This window comes from Amphritea sp. GJ51-11, assembly GCF_055808735.1.
Window position 1 is genome coordinate 265046 of sequence record NZ_CM147881.1, and the last position, 17661, is coordinate 282706.

General features: G+C 49.4%; 12 protein-coding genes and 1 pseudogene. 12 read left to right on the top strand and 1 reads right to left on the bottom strand.

Going from position 1 to position 17661, the window contains the following annotated elements:
- Nucleotides 1-10: 10 nt before the first annotated feature.
- Genes AC0L4K_RS01115 through AC0L4K_RS01125 form a run of 3 tightly spaced genes read left to right on the top strand, consistent with a single transcriptional unit; the run spans nt 11 to nt 3895 of the window.
- Complete coding sequence (locus AC0L4K_RS01115; RefSeq protein WP_473267954.1) at nt 11-1357, top strand: vWA domain-containing protein; 1347 nt, start codon at nt 11-13, stop codon at nt 1355-1357.
- A 60-nt stretch (nt 1358-1417) separates the two neighbouring features.
- The gene (locus AC0L4K_RS01120) at nt 1418-3190 is read left to right on the top strand and encodes a sensor histidine kinase (RefSeq protein WP_473267955.1); all 1773 of its coding nucleotides are present in this window, start codon (nt 1418-1420) and stop codon (nt 3188-3190) included.
- A gap of 12 nt (nt 3191-3202) precedes the next feature.
- Entirely contained in the window at nt 3203-3895 is a 693-nt protein-coding gene (locus AC0L4K_RS01125; RefSeq protein ID WP_473267956.1) for a response regulator transcription factor, read from the top strand.
- A gap of 60 nt (nt 3896-3955) precedes the next feature.
- Here the strand turns inward: AC0L4K_RS01125 and trhO are convergent, their stop codons facing one another.
- Nucleotides 3956-4936, bottom strand: a complete 981-nt coding sequence (gene trhO / locus AC0L4K_RS01130; RefSeq protein WP_473267957.1) for an oxygen-dependent tRNA uridine(34) hydroxylase TrhO — start codon at nt 4934-4936, stop codon at nt 3956-3958.
- A gap of 433 nt (nt 4937-5369) precedes the next feature.
- On the opposite strand from trhO, the gene AC0L4K_RS01135 reads away from it, so the two are divergent.
- The 9 genes and pseudogenes from AC0L4K_RS01135 (at nt 5370) to AC0L4K_RS01175 (ending at nt 17426) form a co-directional block, all read left to right on the top strand.
- Nucleotides 5370-5855, top strand: coding sequence for a hypothetical protein (locus AC0L4K_RS01135; protein ID WP_473267958.1), 486 nt, complete (start codon nt 5370-5372; stop codon nt 5853-5855).
- An 80-nt stretch (nt 5856-5935) separates the two neighbouring features.
- On the top strand, nt 5936-6421 hold the full coding sequence (locus AC0L4K_RS01140) for a hypothetical protein (protein ID WP_473267959.1): 486 nt from the start codon (nt 5936-5938) through the stop codon (nt 6419-6421).
- Between the two features lie 455 nt (nt 6422-6876).
- Nucleotides 6877-7914: a tRNA preQ1(34) S-adenosylmethionine ribosyltransferase-isomerase QueA gene (gene queA / locus AC0L4K_RS01145; protein ID WP_473267960.1), complete on the top strand. Its 1038-nt coding sequence runs from the start codon at nt 6877-6879 to the stop codon at nt 7912-7914.
- Nucleotides 7915-8083: 169 nt separating this feature from the next.
- Nucleotides 8084-9208: a tRNA guanosine(34) transglycosylase Tgt gene (gene tgt / locus AC0L4K_RS01150; RefSeq protein WP_473269190.1), complete on the top strand. Its 1125-nt coding sequence runs from the start codon at nt 8084-8086 to the stop codon at nt 9206-9208.
- A 42-nt stretch (nt 9209-9250) separates the two neighbouring features.
- The gene (gene yajC / locus AC0L4K_RS01155; RefSeq protein ID WP_303580050.1) at nt 9251-9586 is read left to right on the top strand and encodes a preprotein translocase subunit YajC; all 336 of its coding nucleotides are present in this window, start codon (nt 9251-9253) and stop codon (nt 9584-9586) included.
- A gap of 177 nt (nt 9587-9763) precedes the next feature.
- The gene (secD, locus tag AC0L4K_RS01160; protein ID WP_473267961.1) at nt 9764-11614 is read left to right on the top strand and encodes a protein translocase subunit SecD; all 1851 of its coding nucleotides are present in this window, start codon (nt 9764-9766) and stop codon (nt 11612-11614) included.
- A 14-nt stretch (nt 11615-11628) separates the two neighbouring features.
- Entirely contained in the window at nt 11629-12552 is a 924-nt protein-coding gene (gene secF / locus AC0L4K_RS01165; protein WP_417225283.1) for a protein translocase subunit SecF, read from the top strand.
- 317 nt (nt 12553-12869) lie between these two features.
- Nucleotides 12870-15568, top strand: a pseudogene (gene rnr / locus AC0L4K_RS01170) (ribonuclease R).
- 502 nt (nt 15569-16070) lie between these two features.
- Nucleotides 16071-17426 (top strand): TolC family outer membrane protein, encoded by a 1356-nt coding sequence (locus AC0L4K_RS01175; RefSeq protein WP_417225279.1) that lies wholly within the window; start codon nt 16071-16073, stop codon nt 17424-17426.
- The last annotated feature ends 235 nt before the right edge of the window (nt 17427-17661 follow it).

Genomic DNA, 17661 nt, shown 5'->3' on the forward strand with positions numbered 1-17661 from the left:
GAAGGTGACCATGAAAACTCAAGCTGATAAACATATGTTAAGACGATCCATTCGGACATTGGGCTGCCTATTGTTAACCTTGTTGCCGGTGTGGGCTCAGGCGAATCAGGTTAGTCTGAATATTAATCTGGCCACTCCGGTGATGCAGGCGGATCAATCCCATCGGGCCTTTATTAAAGTGTCGCTGGAAGGTTTCAAACAGCAGGATAAGCAGGCTCGGATACCGGCTAATGTTGCGATTGTGTTGGATAAGTCCGGCTCTATGGGTGGCGATAAAATTCAGTATGCCCGTGAAGCGGCGATTATGGCGATCAAACGGCTGGATGAGCGGGATATCGTCTCGGTGGTTAGTTACGATTCACGGGTTCAGGTAGTGGTGCCTGCCACCGAGGTGCGTGATCAGCAGCGTATTTATGATGCAATTCGTCATATCCATGCCAATGGCAATACCGCGCTGTTTGCCGGTGTCAGCAAAGGCGCCAATGAACTGCGTAAGTTTCTCAGCCGCAATAAAGTGAATCGGGTGATTTTGCTCTCCGATGGGCTGGCCAATGTTGGCCCGCAATCAGCCTCTGAGTTAGGTGAGTTGGGGGCGTCGTTGGCGAAAGAGGGGATCAGTGTCACCACTATCGGTTTAGGGCTAGGTTATAACGAAGACTTAATGACCCGCTTAGCTGGCTTTAGTGATGGCAATCATGCCTTTGTCGAAAACGCGGAAGACTTAGCCTCAGTATTTCAGTATGAGTTTGGCGATGTGTTATCGGTGGTAGCGCAGGGGGTTAATATTGAGATCCATTGTCAAAACGGCGTTAAACCGATTCGTTTGCTCGGCCGGGAAAGTGAGATTATGGGTAATCGGGTGACGACACGGCTGAATCAGCTGTATAGCGAGCAGGAAAAATTCGTTATTCTGGAGGTCGAAGTGCCTGCCCAGCAAGCGGAGACCGAACTGGAGTTAGTATCGGTGAACGTGGCTTACGATAATCTGTTCACTCAGCACGAAGAGCAGTTATCTGGCCAGAGTATTGCCCGCTTTAGTGGTTCACGTCAGGAAGTTTCTGCGGCGCGGGATGATAAAGCGCTGGAAGCGGCGGTTGAGCAGGTGGCGAACGAATACAGTCGGGATGCCATTGAAGCGCGGGACAGCGGTGACCTCGAAGGGGCGAAGAAAATCCTGCAAGATAGTGCTTCTTATTTGGGTTCGCAGGCTAAATCTTTGAGTTCGCCACGGTTGCAAGAGCAGCAAGAGGAAGCCCTGCAAGATGCGGATGCCCTAGAAACCGAGCAGGACTGGAACAAACAGCGTAAAGAGCTGAAAGCGCGCCAATACAAACGTGCCACGCAGCAGACCTATTAATATCGACTAACCACGCTGGGGTAAACCAAAGGGTTAACCCCATGCATAGCGGAAGACTCTGTGAAAAGACGAACACCTTTGTTGCTTGCTGTCATCATCGCCCTGCCGCTGCTATTGCTAGCGTGGTTTGGGGTGCGCCTGCAGCTAGATCAACAGCAGGTGGTGGCTCATCAACTGAATAACTTAGTCAACGATCGACTACAGAGTATTGATGCCCAGTTTCAAGAGCATTTTTTTCTGCTGCAGCAGGGTTTTATTCGTCAGGCTGAAGCCTTGCAGCAAGAAACAGCGGGGCAGTATAGCGTTGCGTCAATGCGTCGTTTAATCTCGCAGTCGGCGGTGGTCAAGCAGATGTTTGTGTTGTCGCCTACAGGGGAACGTCGTTTCCCTCCGCTAGATCAGCCGTTAACTCAGCAAGAGCAAGACTTTGTCGAATTGACCCGTAAACTACTGCGTGAGCCGGAACGCTTTACCATGCCGATGTTAGATCCCGTAGGTCAGGCAAATATAGGTGCTGTTTCGGCGAATCGTGGTGAACTTCAGAGCGCGCGTCTTAGCGAATCGGTGGCTCAAAAATCCCGTTACAGCGCCGATGTCGCCGTGCAAGCACTGGCGGACACCACGGCGATCAGTGCGCCGGAACACCCTCATGGTTGGATCGCTTGGTATGCCGAAGCCGGCTTACAGCAGATCTTTTGGTGGCAAGACAGGGATGGCAATACCATCGGTTTTGCGCTGAATTCGCCTCGCTTGTTATCGGACCTGATCAACCAGTTGCCCTCTAGCGCGGTGATGGCCGAGGGCGACCAAGCTGCAGATGCCGATAGCAATAACGAAATCCGCTTGATTAATGATCGAGGCGAAACCGTCTATAGCTGGGGCGGGCTACGCCCTGCAGAGACTCAAAAGCCGTTGCAAACGATGCCCTTGAGTCACCCGTTGGCGAGTTGGTATCTGGCCTATTATGCCGCTGAACTGCCGGTGGCGATCACCGGTTGGCTAGGATTAGTCCTGTTATTGGTGTTGCTCGGGGCGGGGTTGTCGACGCTGGCTTACTTGTTGTATCGCGAACATAACCGTGAGCTAAGAATTGCAGAACAGCGAGTGAATTTTGTGAATCAGGTCTCCCATGAACTGAAAACGCCGTTGACCAATGTGCGCCTATATACTGAGATGCTGGAACAAACACTGCCGGATGATGAGCCGCTGGCGCAGCGCTATTTGGGCGTGATTAGCAGTGAAGCGGGGCGATTGTCGCGTTTAATTGATAATGTACTGAGCTTTTCCCGCGCGAAGCGCGAAGGCGTCAGTGTTCGCTATCAGCAGGGTGTTATTGATCAATGTCTTGCACAGCTGGTGGCACTGTTTACGCCGGTGTTAAGTGCGCGACAATTAAGCCTGCGCTTTAGTGGCAAGGCGACGCAGCCGTGCTATTTCGACAGTGAAGCGCTGGAACAGATTATGAACAATCTACTGAGTAACTGTGAAAAGTATGCCGCGGCGGGGCGTTTTGTCGATATCCATAGTTGGCAAGCGGAACAGGTGGACGGCTTATATAGTTATATTCGGGTGAGCGATTTTGGCCCCGGTGTCGCGGCGGATGATGCCGAAAAACTGTTCGAACCCTTCTACCGTGGCAGCGATAAACTCACCGAAGGGGTGAGCGGCACAGGGATTGGTTTAGGGCTGGCGCGGGATTTGGCCAGAGCGCACCAAGGCGATCTTATTGTTGAATCCCGTGATACGGATGCCGCCTCGGGCGCTTGTTTTTTACTCACGCTGGCAACGCCGGTTAAGATAGAAGCCGCCTCTACGGAGGCATCCCATGTATAGACGGACCCTGTTATGAAGCTTTTGATTGCCGAGGATGACCTGCATATTCGTCAGGGGCTAGCACTGCTGTTGGAAGCAGAAGGCTATGAGTGTCTTGAAGCGGCCGATGGTGAGCAGGCCTGGCAGTTATACCAGCAGCATCAGCCGGATCTGGTGTTGTTGGATATTATGATGCCAAAGCAGGATGGCTATGCAGTGTGTCGGCGTATTCGGCAACAGAATGAGCAGCTACCGGTGATCTTTATTACCGCTAAGTCGGAAGAGATCGACCAGGTGTTGGGTCTAGAACTGGGCGCGGATGATTACATTAAAAAGCCCTTCGGTAGCCGAGAGGTGATTGCCCGGATTCGGGCGGTGACGCGGCGGGCACAGCGTCCGGTGGTCGATCTGGCCGAGTCGGATAGCTTTGTTATGGCCGATCTTGAGATTAGGCCCGCTGAATTTCGTGCGCTGCGGGATGATCAGGTGATTGAGTTAAGCCTAAGAGATCTGAAAATACTGCGCTTGCTGTTCGAGCAACAGGGCAAGGTGGTGGATCGCGATGCGCTGTTTAATCACTGCTGGGGGCGGGACTATTTTGCCAACAGTCGCACGCTGGATCAGCATATATCGAAACTACGTAAAGCGATCGAGTTGGATGCTAAGTCGCCGCGGATTATCACCACGGTGCATGGTGTAGGCTACCGCTTTGATGGGGTGTGTTGAACGGGTGAGAGTTGAGGAGAGAGACTAAGAGGGCGCTTGATGCGCCCTCTTAGGTTCTGTTTATTGGCTTTCGTGTTGGGCTTCACGCAGTTGCTGCTTGAGCTCGCGTCGTTTGCTGCTGGTATCGTTAGCGTCGGCACCGATATGGGCTTCGCCTCGTTGTTCTGCTAGCTGCATCTGTTTCTGTCGTTCAATGAAACGTTGACGCTGCTCATCGCTGAGGCTGTCATAGCAGTTCGGGCAGCTGATGCCTGCCTGATACTGTTCGCTTTGCATCTGTTCTTCGGTCAGTGGTAAACGGCAAGCATGACACTGATCGTAGCTGCCTTTTTCAAGCTGGTGGTTGACGGTTACGCGGTTATCAAACACAAAGCATTCGCCCTCCCACATAGACTGTTCCTGTGGAACCTCTTCCAAGTATTTAAGAATACCGCCTTCTAAGTGGTAGACCTCATCGAAGCCTTGCTCTTTCAGGTAAGCGGTGGATTTTTCACAGCGGATACCGCCGGTGCAAAACATCGCGACCTTCTTGTTTTTTTGCGGGTCTAGCTGCTCTTTAACATAGTCAGGAAACTCGCGGAAGGTGTTGGTGTTGGGATTAATCGCTCCTTTAAAGGTGCCCACCTGTACTTCATAATCATTACGGGTATCCACCAGTGTTACTTCAGGATCAGAGATCAAGGCGTTCCACTCGTCGGGTTTAACATAGGTGCCGACGATCCGTTTGGGATCGATGCCGTCCACGCCCATGGTGACAATCTCTTTCTTCAGCTTAACTTTGGTGCGATGAAAGGGGTTGCTGTCGTCAATGGATTCTTTATAGCCAATATCGGCTAGGCGAGGGTCGTTCTGCAACCAGCTCAGCAGGGCATCAATACCGGCGCGGCTGCCAGCCACGGTGCCGTTAATGCCTTCACGCGCCAGCAGCAGAGTGCCGCGTACATCGTTGTTCAACATAACGTTGTGCAGTGGTTCGCGTAGGGCTTCAAAATCTTCAAGCACGACAAACTTATACATCGCGCAGACTATAGTCTGTGACATCTGTTCTCCTCAGCCGACCGAATCGTAAATCCGGAGCCTATGGTTAATAAAGGGTTAATAAATGGTTGATATAATTAAGAGGGTTAAAAAGATCAGGGCGGCATTATACGCGCATCCAAGTACTATTAAGACGGATAAATAGTAGGGGCTTTAGTGGGCGGCACAGAAAATCGTTCAGGTTTTTTGTAACTTATTGATTAAAAAGAAGGTTAAGGCGTTAGTTGATGACTATGCAAGCCAGTCTTACGCTCGGAGACTTTTGCTTCCTTCTTCTGAACCACCGTAATGTCGAATTAACGCTTTGATTTAACAGGATGTGGCTATTATGCTTGAAGTACGTTTATGGCAGGGATGCAGCACTATAACTCGTTGTTAAGTGCCTTAGCCGCAAAAGCAATACTGTTTTGTAAAGATGATACAAGGAAAGAACATAATGGATATATTTAAAACGTTATTAAGCATCACCTTGCTTATTCCCACTTTAGTATTTGCCCAAGGCGGGAACACTCCTGTTCCAGGGATTGATATAATCATTAAAAGCATAACTATGTCTGAAACAGTGGAATTAAATGAGGGTCAGTTAAAAAGAGTCAGCGCGTTAAAAGACGAAGCCCGCTCATATTACCTTTCTGAAGTAATCCCTCCGATGCTGAACAAAGCGATGGGCGTAAAATACAATGAAAAAGAACTACAGAATATCCTGCTTAAACAGTTGCTCGCTAACCGATGTAACCCCTGTAAAGCTTTTGAAACTTTCTCGTATAAAGCTCAAGATTCTCGAACAAAAGAGACTTATTCCGTCACGTTTAATCTACATACTCAAGTTGATATTTCAAAACCACAGCGTAAGGTGGCTGAAGTGAGTGCTTCACGCGAACTCAAAGTGAAAGCCGTTCCTGATGCAATAAAATCTAAATAGGATGCTTAATATAACGCGCTGTTAAGTGCCTTAGCCGCAAAGCAATGTTGCTTTGTAAAGATGACACAAGGAAGAATATTATGAATATATTTAAAACGTTATTAAGCATCACCTTGCTTATCCCCACTTTAGTATTTGCCCAAGGTGGGGATACTCCTATTGAAGGGATTGATATCATTATTAAAAGCGTAATTATGTCTGAAAAAGTAGAATTAAATGAGGGTCAGTTAAAAAGAGTCAGCGCGTTAAAAGACGAAGCCCGCTCATATTACCTTTCTGAAGTAATCCCCCCAATGCTGAACAAAGCCATGGGCGGTAAATACAATGAAAAAGAACTACAGAATATCCTGCTTAAACAGTTGCTCACTAATAGATGTAACCCCTGTAAAGCTTTTGAAACTTTCTCGTATAAAGCTCAAGACTCACGAACAAAAGAGACTTATTCCATCACGTTTAATCTACATACTCAAGTTGATATTTCAAAGCCTCAGCGTAAGGTGGCTGAAGTGAGTGCTTCACGCGAACTCAAAGTGAAAGCCGTTCCTGATGCGATAAAACCTAAATAGGGTGTTTCATAAATTAAACGGTGATTCATATGGTAAGTGCAACAACGCTTAGTTGAATTTGCGAAATAGGTCATTTCATAACAGATTGCTGCAGTGGAAAAATACTGGCCCGCGCTCGTATTTTCCGTTTTCACGTTTATTTACGGGGCCGGGGTGCCATCTGCTGTGAATGAACGGCATGATTAAGTAGCTAATTGGTTGTTTGGTAAGGTAATACCGTGCCTTCTATTCTTTATGTGCTTTCTCTCGGCGCGTCGAACCGTGAGAGACGTATGTTCCCACGCTTTCCTCTGTCGTCATCGCGGTGTATCCCGTTGCTAAATCATTAGACTCTACTCGTTAATATAGCTGAAGTTTAAAGGGGACTCGGGTAGAATATGCCCCCTTTTGTCGGCTGAGCGCAGGTTACGTGGTCAGTCATAGCTGAATCACTGAGTTTAGGTTAGCGTTTTTCTATGCAGGTTAAAGATTTTCATTTCGATCTACCCGATGAGCTGATTGCCCGTTATCCGCTGGAAAAGCGTAGCGATAGCCGCTTATTCTGTGTCGACGGCAATAGTGGCGAGTTTCAGCACCGACAGTTTTTTGATGTGTTAGAACTACTGGAACCCGGTGATTTAGTGGTATTTAACAACACCCGGGTGATTCCCGCGCGCATGTTCGGCGAGAAAGCTTCTGGCGGTAAGATCGAAGTGCTGATCGAGCGGGTGCTGGATGAGCGTTCGGCGCTGGCGCATATTCGCTCGAGCCGTTCGCCGAAACCGGGTGCCGAATTTACCCTCGATGGTGGCTTAAAAGCGACCATGGTGAGACGCCATGATGATCTGTTCGAGCTGGAGTTTGATCTGGCGGAAGGGCACCTGATCGATGCGCTAGAGCAGTTTGGCCATATGCCGTTGCCACCTTATATGAAGCGTGAAGATGAATTGTCGGATCGTGAACGTTATCAGACGGTGTATAACGAGAAGCCCGGTGCGGTGGCTGCACCGACAGCCGGATTGCATTTTGATGACGCCCTGATGCGCAGCTTGGAAGAAAAAGGTGTAAATAAAGCCTTTGTTACCCTGCATGTTGGCGCGGGTACTTTTCGTCCAGTGAAGGTCGATAATATTCAGGATCACAAAATGCATGCTGAATATATTGAGGTGTCCGAAGAGGTGTGTCAGGCGGTTCGAGAAACCAAGGCGCGGGGTAATCGGGTATTGGCCGTGGGTACAACTTCGGTTCGTTGTCTCGAAACGGCCAGCAAAAGTGGTGAAATTGAGCCGTTTTTTGGTGATACCGATATTTTTATCTTTCCGGGGTATGCGTTCCGCACGGTGGACCTGTTAATTACCAACTTCCACCTGCCCGAATCGACCCTGCTGATGTTAGTGTCGGCATTTGCCGGGTATGACCATATGATGGCAGCCTATCAAGAGGCGGTGGCGCAGCGCTATCGTTTCTTTAGTTATGGCGATGCGATGTTGCTGACTAAGCAAACAGTGAAATAAACCCGGGTGACGGCTTGGCGATGCTGTTGCAGCGAAAGTAACGGCCGTTGACGCAGGTAAAAATGGCGATGAGCCTTTAATTTATGTAATTCAGCCTTATATAGGGAAGAGATGGCCGTTCCCCTGGCGAAACCAGACAGTAGGAAAGCGTGTGACCAGAGAATGTTTTATGAAGTTTGAGCGTTTTGCGACCGATGGCAAAGCCCGTCGTGGCCGCTTGAGCTTTCCCCGAGGGGATGTTGAGACGCCGGCCTTTATGCCGGTGGGAACCTATGGTTCGGTTAAGGGGATGTTGCCGAAAGATATTGAGGCGATTGGCGCTCAGATTATTCTGGGTAACACCTTTCACCTGATGCTGCGTCCCGGCACTGAAGTGATTAAAGCCCATGGTGATCTGCATGACTTTATGAACTGGAAAGGGCCAATTTTGACCGACTCCGGTGGCTTTCAGGTGTTTAGCCTAGGCGCGATGCGCAAAATCACTGAAGCAGGGGTGCATTTCCAGTCACCGGTGAACGGCTCGAAAGTCTTTATGGGGCCGGAAGAGTCGATGCAGGTGCAGCGTGATCTTGGCTCTGACATTGTGATGATCTTCGATGAGTGTACGCCATACCCTGCCACTGAGACGGAAGCGGCCGAGTCGATGCGTTTGTCATTGCGCTGGGCTAAGCGTTCTAAAGCGGCCCACGGCGATAGCCCTTCTGCGCTGTTTGGTATCGTACAGGGCGGCATGTTCCCCCATCTGCGGGATGAGTCGATCGAAGGACTAAACGACATTGGCTTCGATGGTTATGCCATTGGCGGATTATCCGTCGGCGAACCGAAAGAAGAGATGGTTAAAGTATTGGATCATCTGGCGTATAAAATGCCGGAAGATAAGCCGCGTTACCTGATGGGCGTGGGTAAGCCAGAAGACCTGGTTGAAGGTGTGCGCCGTGGGGTCGATATGTTCGACTGCGTGATGCCGACTCGAAATGCTCGTAATGGTCATCTATTTACCCGCAATGGTGTGGTAAAACTGCGTAACTCCGCCAATAAAACGGATACGCGGCCATTGGATGAGCAATGTACGTGTTATACCTGTCAGAATTTCAGCCGTGCCTATTTGCACCATCTTGATAAATGTAAGGAGATCGTTGGCTCGCAGCTAAATACGATCCATAACCTACATTACTATCAGGAGCTTATGGCTGGATTGCGTCAGGCCATTGAACAGGGTAAATTGGACGACTTTGTTGACCAGTTCTACCAGCTTAAGGGGATGGAAACACCGCCCCTTAATGATGACGTTTGATTTTATTTTTATTAATTATTGTAAGTATTAGGAGAAGCCTTAATGAGCTTGTTAATCTCTTCAGCACACGCTGCAGACGCTGCCGGACCGGGTGGTTTGGACCCAAGTATGTTCAACCTGATTTTTCTGGTGGGCTTCGGTGTTATTTTCTACATGTTTATGTGGCGTCCACAAGCTAAACGCGCCAAAGAACATAAGGCGCTGCTCGGTGGTCTAACCAAAGGTGATGAAGTGATCACTGCTGGCGGACTGATTGGTAAAGTCGTGCGTCTGAACGAAGACTACGTAGTTCTCAGTGTTAACGACACCACTGAACTGACTTTCCAAAAGACTCATGTTAGTGCTGCGTTGCCAAAAGGCACCATTAAACAGATCTAATCATCAAGAGATAACAAAACGCCACTATCGTGGCGTTTTTTTGATGTGATGAAGCCATGCCTGCCAAGCGGGTTTGGCTTTTTAACCGTTTAAATCTAAATACTGGTGCCCGGACGGGGACGTGCCTGTTTTAACCATGCACTGATCCATCGCCGGGCTAGTTAGGGACAGAGCGCCATGCTCAATAAATATCCACTGTGGAAAAACGCGCTGATCGTGCTGATATTGCTGATCGGCGGTATCTACGCTGCGCCTAACCTTTATCCTGATGATTACGCTGTTCAGCTTTCCGGTACTCGGGAATCGAACATCGTTAACCAGCCGTTGCTGGATCGGGTTAAACAAGCGCTGCAGCAGGCTAATGTTAGTGTTAAAGGTGATGAGCTGACCGATAAAGGTGGGTTGATCCGCTTTAAAGACAGCCGTAGTCAGCTTGAAGCTAAAGAGATTATCAGCCGAACCCTGGGTGATAGTTATGTTGTGGCGCTTAACCTAGCACCAACAACGCCTGAATGGCTCAGAGCTGTTGGCGCAGGACCGATGAAGTTGGGTCTAGATTTGCGCGGCGGTGTCCATTTCCTGTTGGAAGTCGACATGGTGTCTGCCGTGGCACAGCGCCTGGATGTCTATGTTAGCGAGATTAAAACTAAGCTGCGGACTGAGAAACTACGTTACCGCTCGGTTGATCATCGCGAAGATGGCAGCCTAGAGCTGAAGTTCTCAACGGCCGATGTGCGTGATCAGGCCGAAAGCCTGTTACGTAAGGATTACACCGAGTTTCTGATCAATAATGACGACAAGGACGGTGCTTTCTACGTCACTATTAATCTGGCTGAGAGCAAAATTCGTGAGATCGAAGACTATGCGATTAAGCAAAACCTGACCACCCTGCGTAACCGGGTGAACGAGTTGGGTGTTGCTGAGCCGCTGGTGCAGCGTCAAGGACGTAACCGTATCGTTGTTCAGTTGCCGGGTATTCAAGATGCCGCTGCGGCTAAACGGATTATCGGTAAGACGGCTAACCTTGAGTTCCGTCTAGAAGCGACCACCGATGCCTCACGGGCGACCACTGAAACTTACGAGTTCCGTGATCAAAGCCGTGATGCCACTCTCGAAAAAGACATCATCATTACTGGCGCTAGTGTGTCTAATGCCCAGTCGTCCTTTGATGAGAACGGCCAGCCACAGGTTAATATCTCGCTGGACGCTAAAGGCGGTCAGATGATGAACCGTACAACGCGTAATGCGATTAAGCGTCGCATGGCGGTACTGTTTGTCGAGCATAAGAGCCGCACGCTGTATGAAACCGTTGATGGCGAGCAGGTTGCTAAGCGTATTCCGTATGTCGAGAAGCGGATTATCTCACTGGCGACGATTCAGAGCGTATTGGGTGCTAGCTTCCGGATTACCGGCTTGGATAGCGCCACCGAGTCTTCAGAATTGGCCTTGCTACTGCGGGCGGGTGCCCTGGCGGCCCCGATCTACTTCGTTGAAGAGCGGACCGTTGGCCCTAGCCTGGGTGAGCAGAATATTGAGCTGGGTATGATGTCGGTACAGATCGGCTTTGCCTGTGTCTTGCTGTTTATGGTGGCTTATTACCGGGTGTTTGGTCTGCTGGCTAACATCGCCTTGACGTTTAACTTGATGATGCTGTTGGCGGTAATGTCGATTCTTTCGGCGACTCTAACGCTGCCGGGTATTGCTGGTATCGTGTTGACCGTAGGAATGGCGGTGGATGCGAACGTGTTGATCTTCTCGCGAATACGGGAAGAGCTCAAAAATGGACTGCCCGCGCAATCGGCAATCAGTGCTGGATTTGATCGGGCGTTCTCAACCATTTTTGATGCCAATATCACCACCTTATTGGCGGCGGTTATTTTGTTTGCGATGGGTTCAGGACCAGTGAAAGGGTTCGCGATTACCCTGTCGGTCGGTATTCTGACCTCTATGTTCACTGCGATCATGGTGACCCGGATGCTGGTTAATCTGACTTACGGCGGTCGTGCGCTGAAGAAACTGTCGATCTGACGGAGTAGAGTAAGATGACGACTGAAAAAATCTATAACTTTATGGGGCTGCGTAAAATCGCAGCGATGCTGTCGATCACTTTATTGCTGATCTCTATCGGTTCTCTGGCGATCAACGGGCTTAAGTTTGGCTTGGATTTCACCGGCGGCTCGTTGATCGAGGTGGGTTATCAACAGGAACCGGATCTGAACGGCATTCGTGACAAGTTACAGGATGCTGGCTATGACGATGCGGTGGTGCAAACCTTTGGTTCGCCAGTTGATATCCTTATTCGCATGGGTGTTGCCCATGACCCGAAACTGGGTGATCAGGTGCTGCAGACGCTGCAAAGCGATGAAACCCAAGAGTTGACCCTGCGGCGTAACGAGTTTGTCGGTGCGCAGGTAGGTGAAGAGCTGCGTGAGCAGGGCGGCTTAGGGATGTTGCTGGCACTGTTTATGGTGATGGTCTATGTGGCCTTCCGTTTCCAGCTGAAATTCTCGGTAGCGTCCGTGACGGCGTTAGCGCATGACGTTGTGATTGTGCTGGGCTTTTTCTCACTGTTTAAATTCGATTTCGATTTGACGGTGTTGGCCGCTATCTTGGCGGTCATTGGTTACTCGCTGAACGATACCATTGTGGTCTCTGATCGGATTCGGGAAAACTTCCGTAAGTTGCGTAAGGGCGATGCGTTGGAGATTATCAATGTCTCCTTGAGTCAGACCCTTGGGCGGACGTTAGTGACCTCGTTCACCACCTTGTTAGTACTGGTTGCACTGGCGGTGTTCGGTGGTGAGATGATTTTTGGTTTCGCTATTGCGCTGCTGGTTGGGGTGTTTGTGGGTACTTACTCCTCTATTTATGTGGCGGCGAATGTCCTGGTCTTGATGGGGCTGACTAAAGAAGATCTATTACCACCTGAAAAATCAGAAGGCGAAGAAGTCGACGAGATGCCTTAATGGCTGTTATTGCGCTTGTCTTAGCCTAGGGTTGTTGAACCGCTAGGCTAACGATCGAAAAAACCGTGACTGATGTCGCGGTTTTTTTTCGCCTACGAAATTAGACCCGTTAGACGGTGCTGCCAGCTATTGCTGGTTTTAATGTCGGTCCGTTTTAAGTTTGATCATTGCCGTCCCAGAGAATGGCGCTATTATTACGGCTGTAGCGGGAAGTGTAACTTTCGGCTTTTAAACATGATTCTGGTCCGGCAAAACGAGCCAGATTAAGGTATTGTTGAAGTATCGTTATTTCAAACCTACATAGCAGAAGATGATGCATGTCAGACTCAAAACATTTTTCTGAAGACCCCCATGCCGACCGCGAAGCGGAGAAATATGAACGTCCGATTGCCAGCCGAGAGATGATTATGGCGCTGTTGGCGGAGCAAGGCGAGCCCTTGACCCGACCGCAGATTGAAGTGCTGCTGGATATTGAGGATGAAGAAAGCGGGGAGGCGTTACGCCGTCGCCTGCGAGCGATGGAGCGTGATGGTCAGTTAATGCGTGATCGTAAAGCCCATTATATTTTGTTGAGTAAGTTGGACTTGGTGGCGGGTCGGATTGCGGGGCATCGGGATGGTTTTGGTTTTCTTATTCCGGATGAGGGGGTGACGATATCTTTCTCTCGGCCCGGGAGATGCGGCAGGTTTTCGACGGTGATCGCGCGCTAGTGCGAGCCACTGGGGAAGATCGCCGAGGCCGGACAGAAGGTGCCATTGTTGAGGTATTAGAACGCAAAACCCGGAAGTTGGTGGGCCGCTTTCATGGTCACGGCGGATTCGGTTATATGACGCCGGAAAATCAGCGCATCAGTAATGATATTCAGATCCTGCCTGATCCCGATGGTAAGTTGGAATACAAGCAGGGTCAGTTGGTCGTGGTTGAGTTGATCACACCACCTTCTAAGCGAGCTAAGGCGACGGCTCGGGTGACCGAAGTGCTGGGCGATCATATGGCGCCGGGGATGGAGATTAAGGTTGCCATCCACAACTATGATATTCCCAACGAATGGAACGATGCGATACGTCAAGAGGTCAGTGAATTTGGCCCGGATGTGCCAGATTCAGCGATCGAGAATCGCGTCGATCTGCGTGATCTGCCGCTGGTGACCATAGATGGTGAAGATGCTAAGGATTTCGATGATGCGGTCTACTGTGAGCCAATACGTTCCGGCGGCTGGCGCTTATGGGTGGCCATCGCCGATGTCTCCTCCTATGTGCATCCGGGTAGTCAGTTAGATATTGAGGCACATCTGCGGGGTAACTCGGTGTATTTTCCTGAGTTTGTGGTGCCGATGCTGCCGGAAATTCTATCGAACGGCCTGTGCTCGCTGAATCCGGATGTGAACCGTTTGGCGATGGTGTGTGAGATGACCATCAGTGATGCCGGTAAACTAACCGACTATACCTTCTATGAAGCGGTGATTCGTTCTAAGGCACGGCTGACCTACACCAAGGTCGGCGCCATGCTGGAAGAACCTGATTCTGAGCAGGGTATCGCAATGCGTCAGCAATATGCCGAGGTGTTGCCGCATATTATCCACCTGCATGATCTCTATTTTGCCCTACGTCGCGCCCGTGAAGAACGTGGCGCTATCGATTTTGAAACCACTGAAACCCGGATTTTATTTAGCGAAGAGCGCAAGATCGAGAAGATCGTGCCGGTGGTGCGTAACGATGCACATAAGATTATCGAAGAATGTATGCTCTGTGCCAATGTTGCAGCAGCGAGTATCTTGCAGGGCATGAAGCAGCCTGCATTGTTTCGGGTGCATGATGGCCCGAAAGATTCAAAACTGCAGACTTTGCGCACCTATCTTGGGCCTTTAGGTTTAAGCTTGGGCGGCGGCGATGAGCCGACCCCACCGGATTATCAAGCGCTATCGGAATCGTTAGAAGGGCGCGCTGATAAGCATGTTATTCAGGTGATGATGCTGCGGTCTATGTCGCAGGCGGTATACAGCCCCGAACATAAAGGTCATTTCGGGCTGAATTATGAGGCCTATGCCCACTTTACCTCGCCGATTCGTCGTTATCCGGATCTGTTGGTGCATCGGGCCATACGGGGCCTGATTCACTCAGAAAGTAACAGCCCTCATATCACTCGGCCGGCTAACTTTAAGCTCGATAAGCGCTTTATCCACCGTTATACCCTAGGGCAGATGGTTGAGTTGGGCGAGCATTGCTCGATGACCGAGCGGCGGGCCGATGATGCCACTCGGGATGTGATGTCGTGGCTCAAATGTGAATATATGCAGGATTGCGTCGGTGATGAGTTCAGCGGAGTGATTTCGGCGGTGACTGGTTTTGGCGTGTTTGTCGAACTGGAAGAGGTTTATGTTGAGGGCTTGATCCATATCTCGGCTTTGCCGGGTGATTATTATCACTACGATGCGGCCCTACAACGGTTGCACGGTGAGCGTAGTGGTAAATCATTCCGTCTAGGAGATCGGGTACAGGTGCTAGTCGCTAGAGTCGATCTCGATGACCGTAAGATCGATTTCGAACTGGTAAAAAAACTAGAAGCTGGGGATAAGTTGGACAGTGATGCTGATAAACCCGAACCGAAGCGTTTGAGTAAGCGGGAGCTGTTGCGTCAGGGCAAGCTGTCTCTGGCCGAGCTAGAAAGCCGACAGGGACGCAAACCTACGGGAGGACGACCGTCCGCTAGACCTTCTAAATCGACTTCAGGAAAGCCTGAGAGCAAACGCTCTCGTCAGACGTCGGAATCGGAAGCGCCTTGGGCGAAGTCAGATAAGCGCGATGGCGCTCGGCCACCCCGTAAGCGTGGAACCGAGCCGAAAGAAGGTAGAGGCTCACGCCAGCCACTGGAAGCGAAACCGGCGAAAAACGGCGCGCGTCTGAGTGAAACAGAGCTAGAGCTGACTCGCCTATCCCGTAAGCCCGCCAAGGGGCTAAGCAATCGAGCGAAAAAACGAAAACTGAAAAAACTGCGGGGCAAACGCTCGGATAAATAATGGCCTAAAGCCATAGCCTGTAACGATTAACTGATGTTAACGAGGGCTTTTACGGTGAATTAATTAAGGCAGATATCATCCTCGATGGTATCTGCCTTTTTTGTTTTATAGCTGAGCTTTGGCAAGGGGGGCATATGGTTTTTAACCGTCCATCGTTATTAAGGGGGTTAAAACGAATCCTTTATGCGATAAAAAATTTTAATACTTGATAATTACTCAATATAGGTAATCTTTTTTCTATATTAGCTAATGTTAATTTATTGTTTTTGTTGATATTTCTTTTCGTCTTGCGATTATTGATGATTTATTGCCGATAGGGAGAGGTAAAGGTCTATTGACAATTATATTGTTTGAACTTTGATTGAAAACTAACCATACTCTTTGGGCTACAAGAGTAATCTATGCTGATAACAATTAAAAATAACTAAAGATAGCATCGGATGCTGACTCTCCTGTTAGGTTACCAGAGAGAGACTCCTCAGGATGAGGCCGAGGGGGAACCATGGAAAACATAAAAATAACCCGCGCTATTGCAAGTGCGGGTTTCTGTTCTGTATTGCTCTGTTCTGCTCCGGCCCAAGCCGAGGATTTGATGGATGTATGGCGAGTAGCCGCAGAAAACGACACCAAATACCTTTCTTCCTACTATAAATTCCGCGGTGATCAAGAAATTGTCAATCTGAGCCGTGCGGATCTATTACCAACCATTTCGCTCCAATACGAGCATAAAGAAACGAGCAAAACCATTAATGAGTCGGACAACCTTGTCTTCTATGGCAACTCCGCTGATTACCCCACCGATAGTTACGGCCTAACACTGACCCAATCAATCTTCGATTACTCTCGCTGGCAGCGTTATGACCAATCTAAGATTAGCGCTAATCGGGCCGAAGTCGAATATACGTTATCCAAGCAGCAACTGTTATTAAGGCTGTCCGAAAGTTATTTCTTAGTGCTTGAGCGGATTGATCAGTTGGAAGCCGTTGAGGCCGAAAAGAAAGCGATGCTTAAGCATTTTGAAGTGTCTGAAAAGAAGCATAAAACAGGGCTCGTCAGAACTGTTGATTTACAGGACGCTTCGGCACGTTACTTGAATGCCCTGAGTAAAGAGGTCGAGTTACAGAGCCGCTTAATGGATAGCCGTTATGCCTTACGGGAGTCGTTAGGGAAGATGCCGGGTTATCTATCCCGCTTACGCGCAGATATTGAGCTTGAAATGCCGGTTCCGTCTGACCCTCAAGAGTGGGTTAAATTGGCCGCCAGAAACAATCCTGAACTCACCATCCTTAATCTCTCTTTAAAAGAAGCAGAGAAAGAGATTAAAGCTCTCCGTGGTGGTCATTATCCTACGGTCGATTTCACCTTAACTCACGGTAATGAAGCCATCGAAGGTTCACCGTTTGGTGGGACGAGTGATATCGATACCACCGAGATGTCGGTGAGATTTAACCTACCTTTATATTCGGGCGGCAAGACGTCAGCTAAGCTGCGTCAAGCTATCGAAAAGCGCAGCAGTGTGCTTGAAGATCGTAACGATATGCAGCGCTCTGTTGAGCGTTCAGCGCATGATGCGTACTACCGTATTAACGAGGCTATTGTGCAAATCGGCGCGCTGGAAAAGTCTTTGCAAGCACAGGAAGGTCGTTTGCGCTCTAAATCAGCAGGATACCGTGGCGGTCAAAATAGCTTGGTAGAGGTGCTGGATGTTGAACAGGACCTTTCTGACGCACGGCAGTCTTTGATCAAGGCTCGTTATGATTATGTACTGAATGTTCTGCGTTTGAAGTTCTCCGTGGGCGCACTGCAGGAGGACGACCTGTCTGCCATCAATAGCTGGCTGGTCAGTGATGAGTCATAAGGGCTATGGCTGCGCTTATGTCAGTGCTTTTTAGGCACTTATATCGTCACTGCAGCCTAGTGCGTTTGCATCATTGAATCGCAATACCCATCTGTCACCGGTATTTACTGAAAAAGCGTATTGGTTCGCTGCTTTTTCGAATGAAAAAATCATTGGATGAAAATTATGTCGTATATATTCAATCGTCTACTAAGAATGCGTTATGACAAATTCCGCAATTTAAGACAATATATTT

Coding starts and splice junctions, on each gene's coding strand:
- yajC (WP_303580050.1), top strand. CDS start 9,251: ATGAGCTTGTTAATCTCTTCAGCACACGCTGCAGACGCTGCCGGACCG.
- secF (WP_417225283.1), top strand. CDS start 11,629: ATGACGACTGAAAAAATCTATAACTTTATGGGGCTGCGTAAAATCGCA.
- AC0L4K_RS01115 (WP_473267954.1), top strand. CDS start 11: ATGAAAACTCAAGCTGATAAACATATGTTAAGACGATCCATTCGGACA.
- AC0L4K_RS01175 (WP_417225279.1), top strand. CDS start 16,071: ATGGAAAACATAAAAATAACCCGCGCTATTGCAAGTGCGGGTTTCTGT.
- tgt (WP_473269190.1), top strand. CDS start 8,084: ATGAAGTTTGAGCGTTTTGCGACCGATGGCAAAGCCCGTCGTGGCCGC.
- AC0L4K_RS01135 (WP_473267958.1), top strand. CDS start 5,370: ATGGATATATTTAAAACGTTATTAAGCATCACCTTGCTTATTCCCACT.
- trhO (WP_473267957.1), bottom strand. CDS start 4,936: ATGTCACAGACTATAGTCTGCGCGATGTATAAGTTTGTCGTGCTTGAA.
- queA (WP_473267960.1), top strand. CDS start 6,877: ATGCAGGTTAAAGATTTTCATTTCGATCTACCCGATGAGCTGATTGCC.
- AC0L4K_RS01140 (WP_473267959.1), top strand. CDS start 5,936: ATGAATATATTTAAAACGTTATTAAGCATCACCTTGCTTATCCCCACT.
- secD (WP_473267961.1), top strand. CDS start 9,764: ATGCTCAATAAATATCCACTGTGGAAAAACGCGCTGATCGTGCTGATA.
- AC0L4K_RS01125 (WP_473267956.1), top strand. CDS start 3,203: ATGAAGCTTTTGATTGCCGAGGATGACCTGCATATTCGTCAGGGGCTA.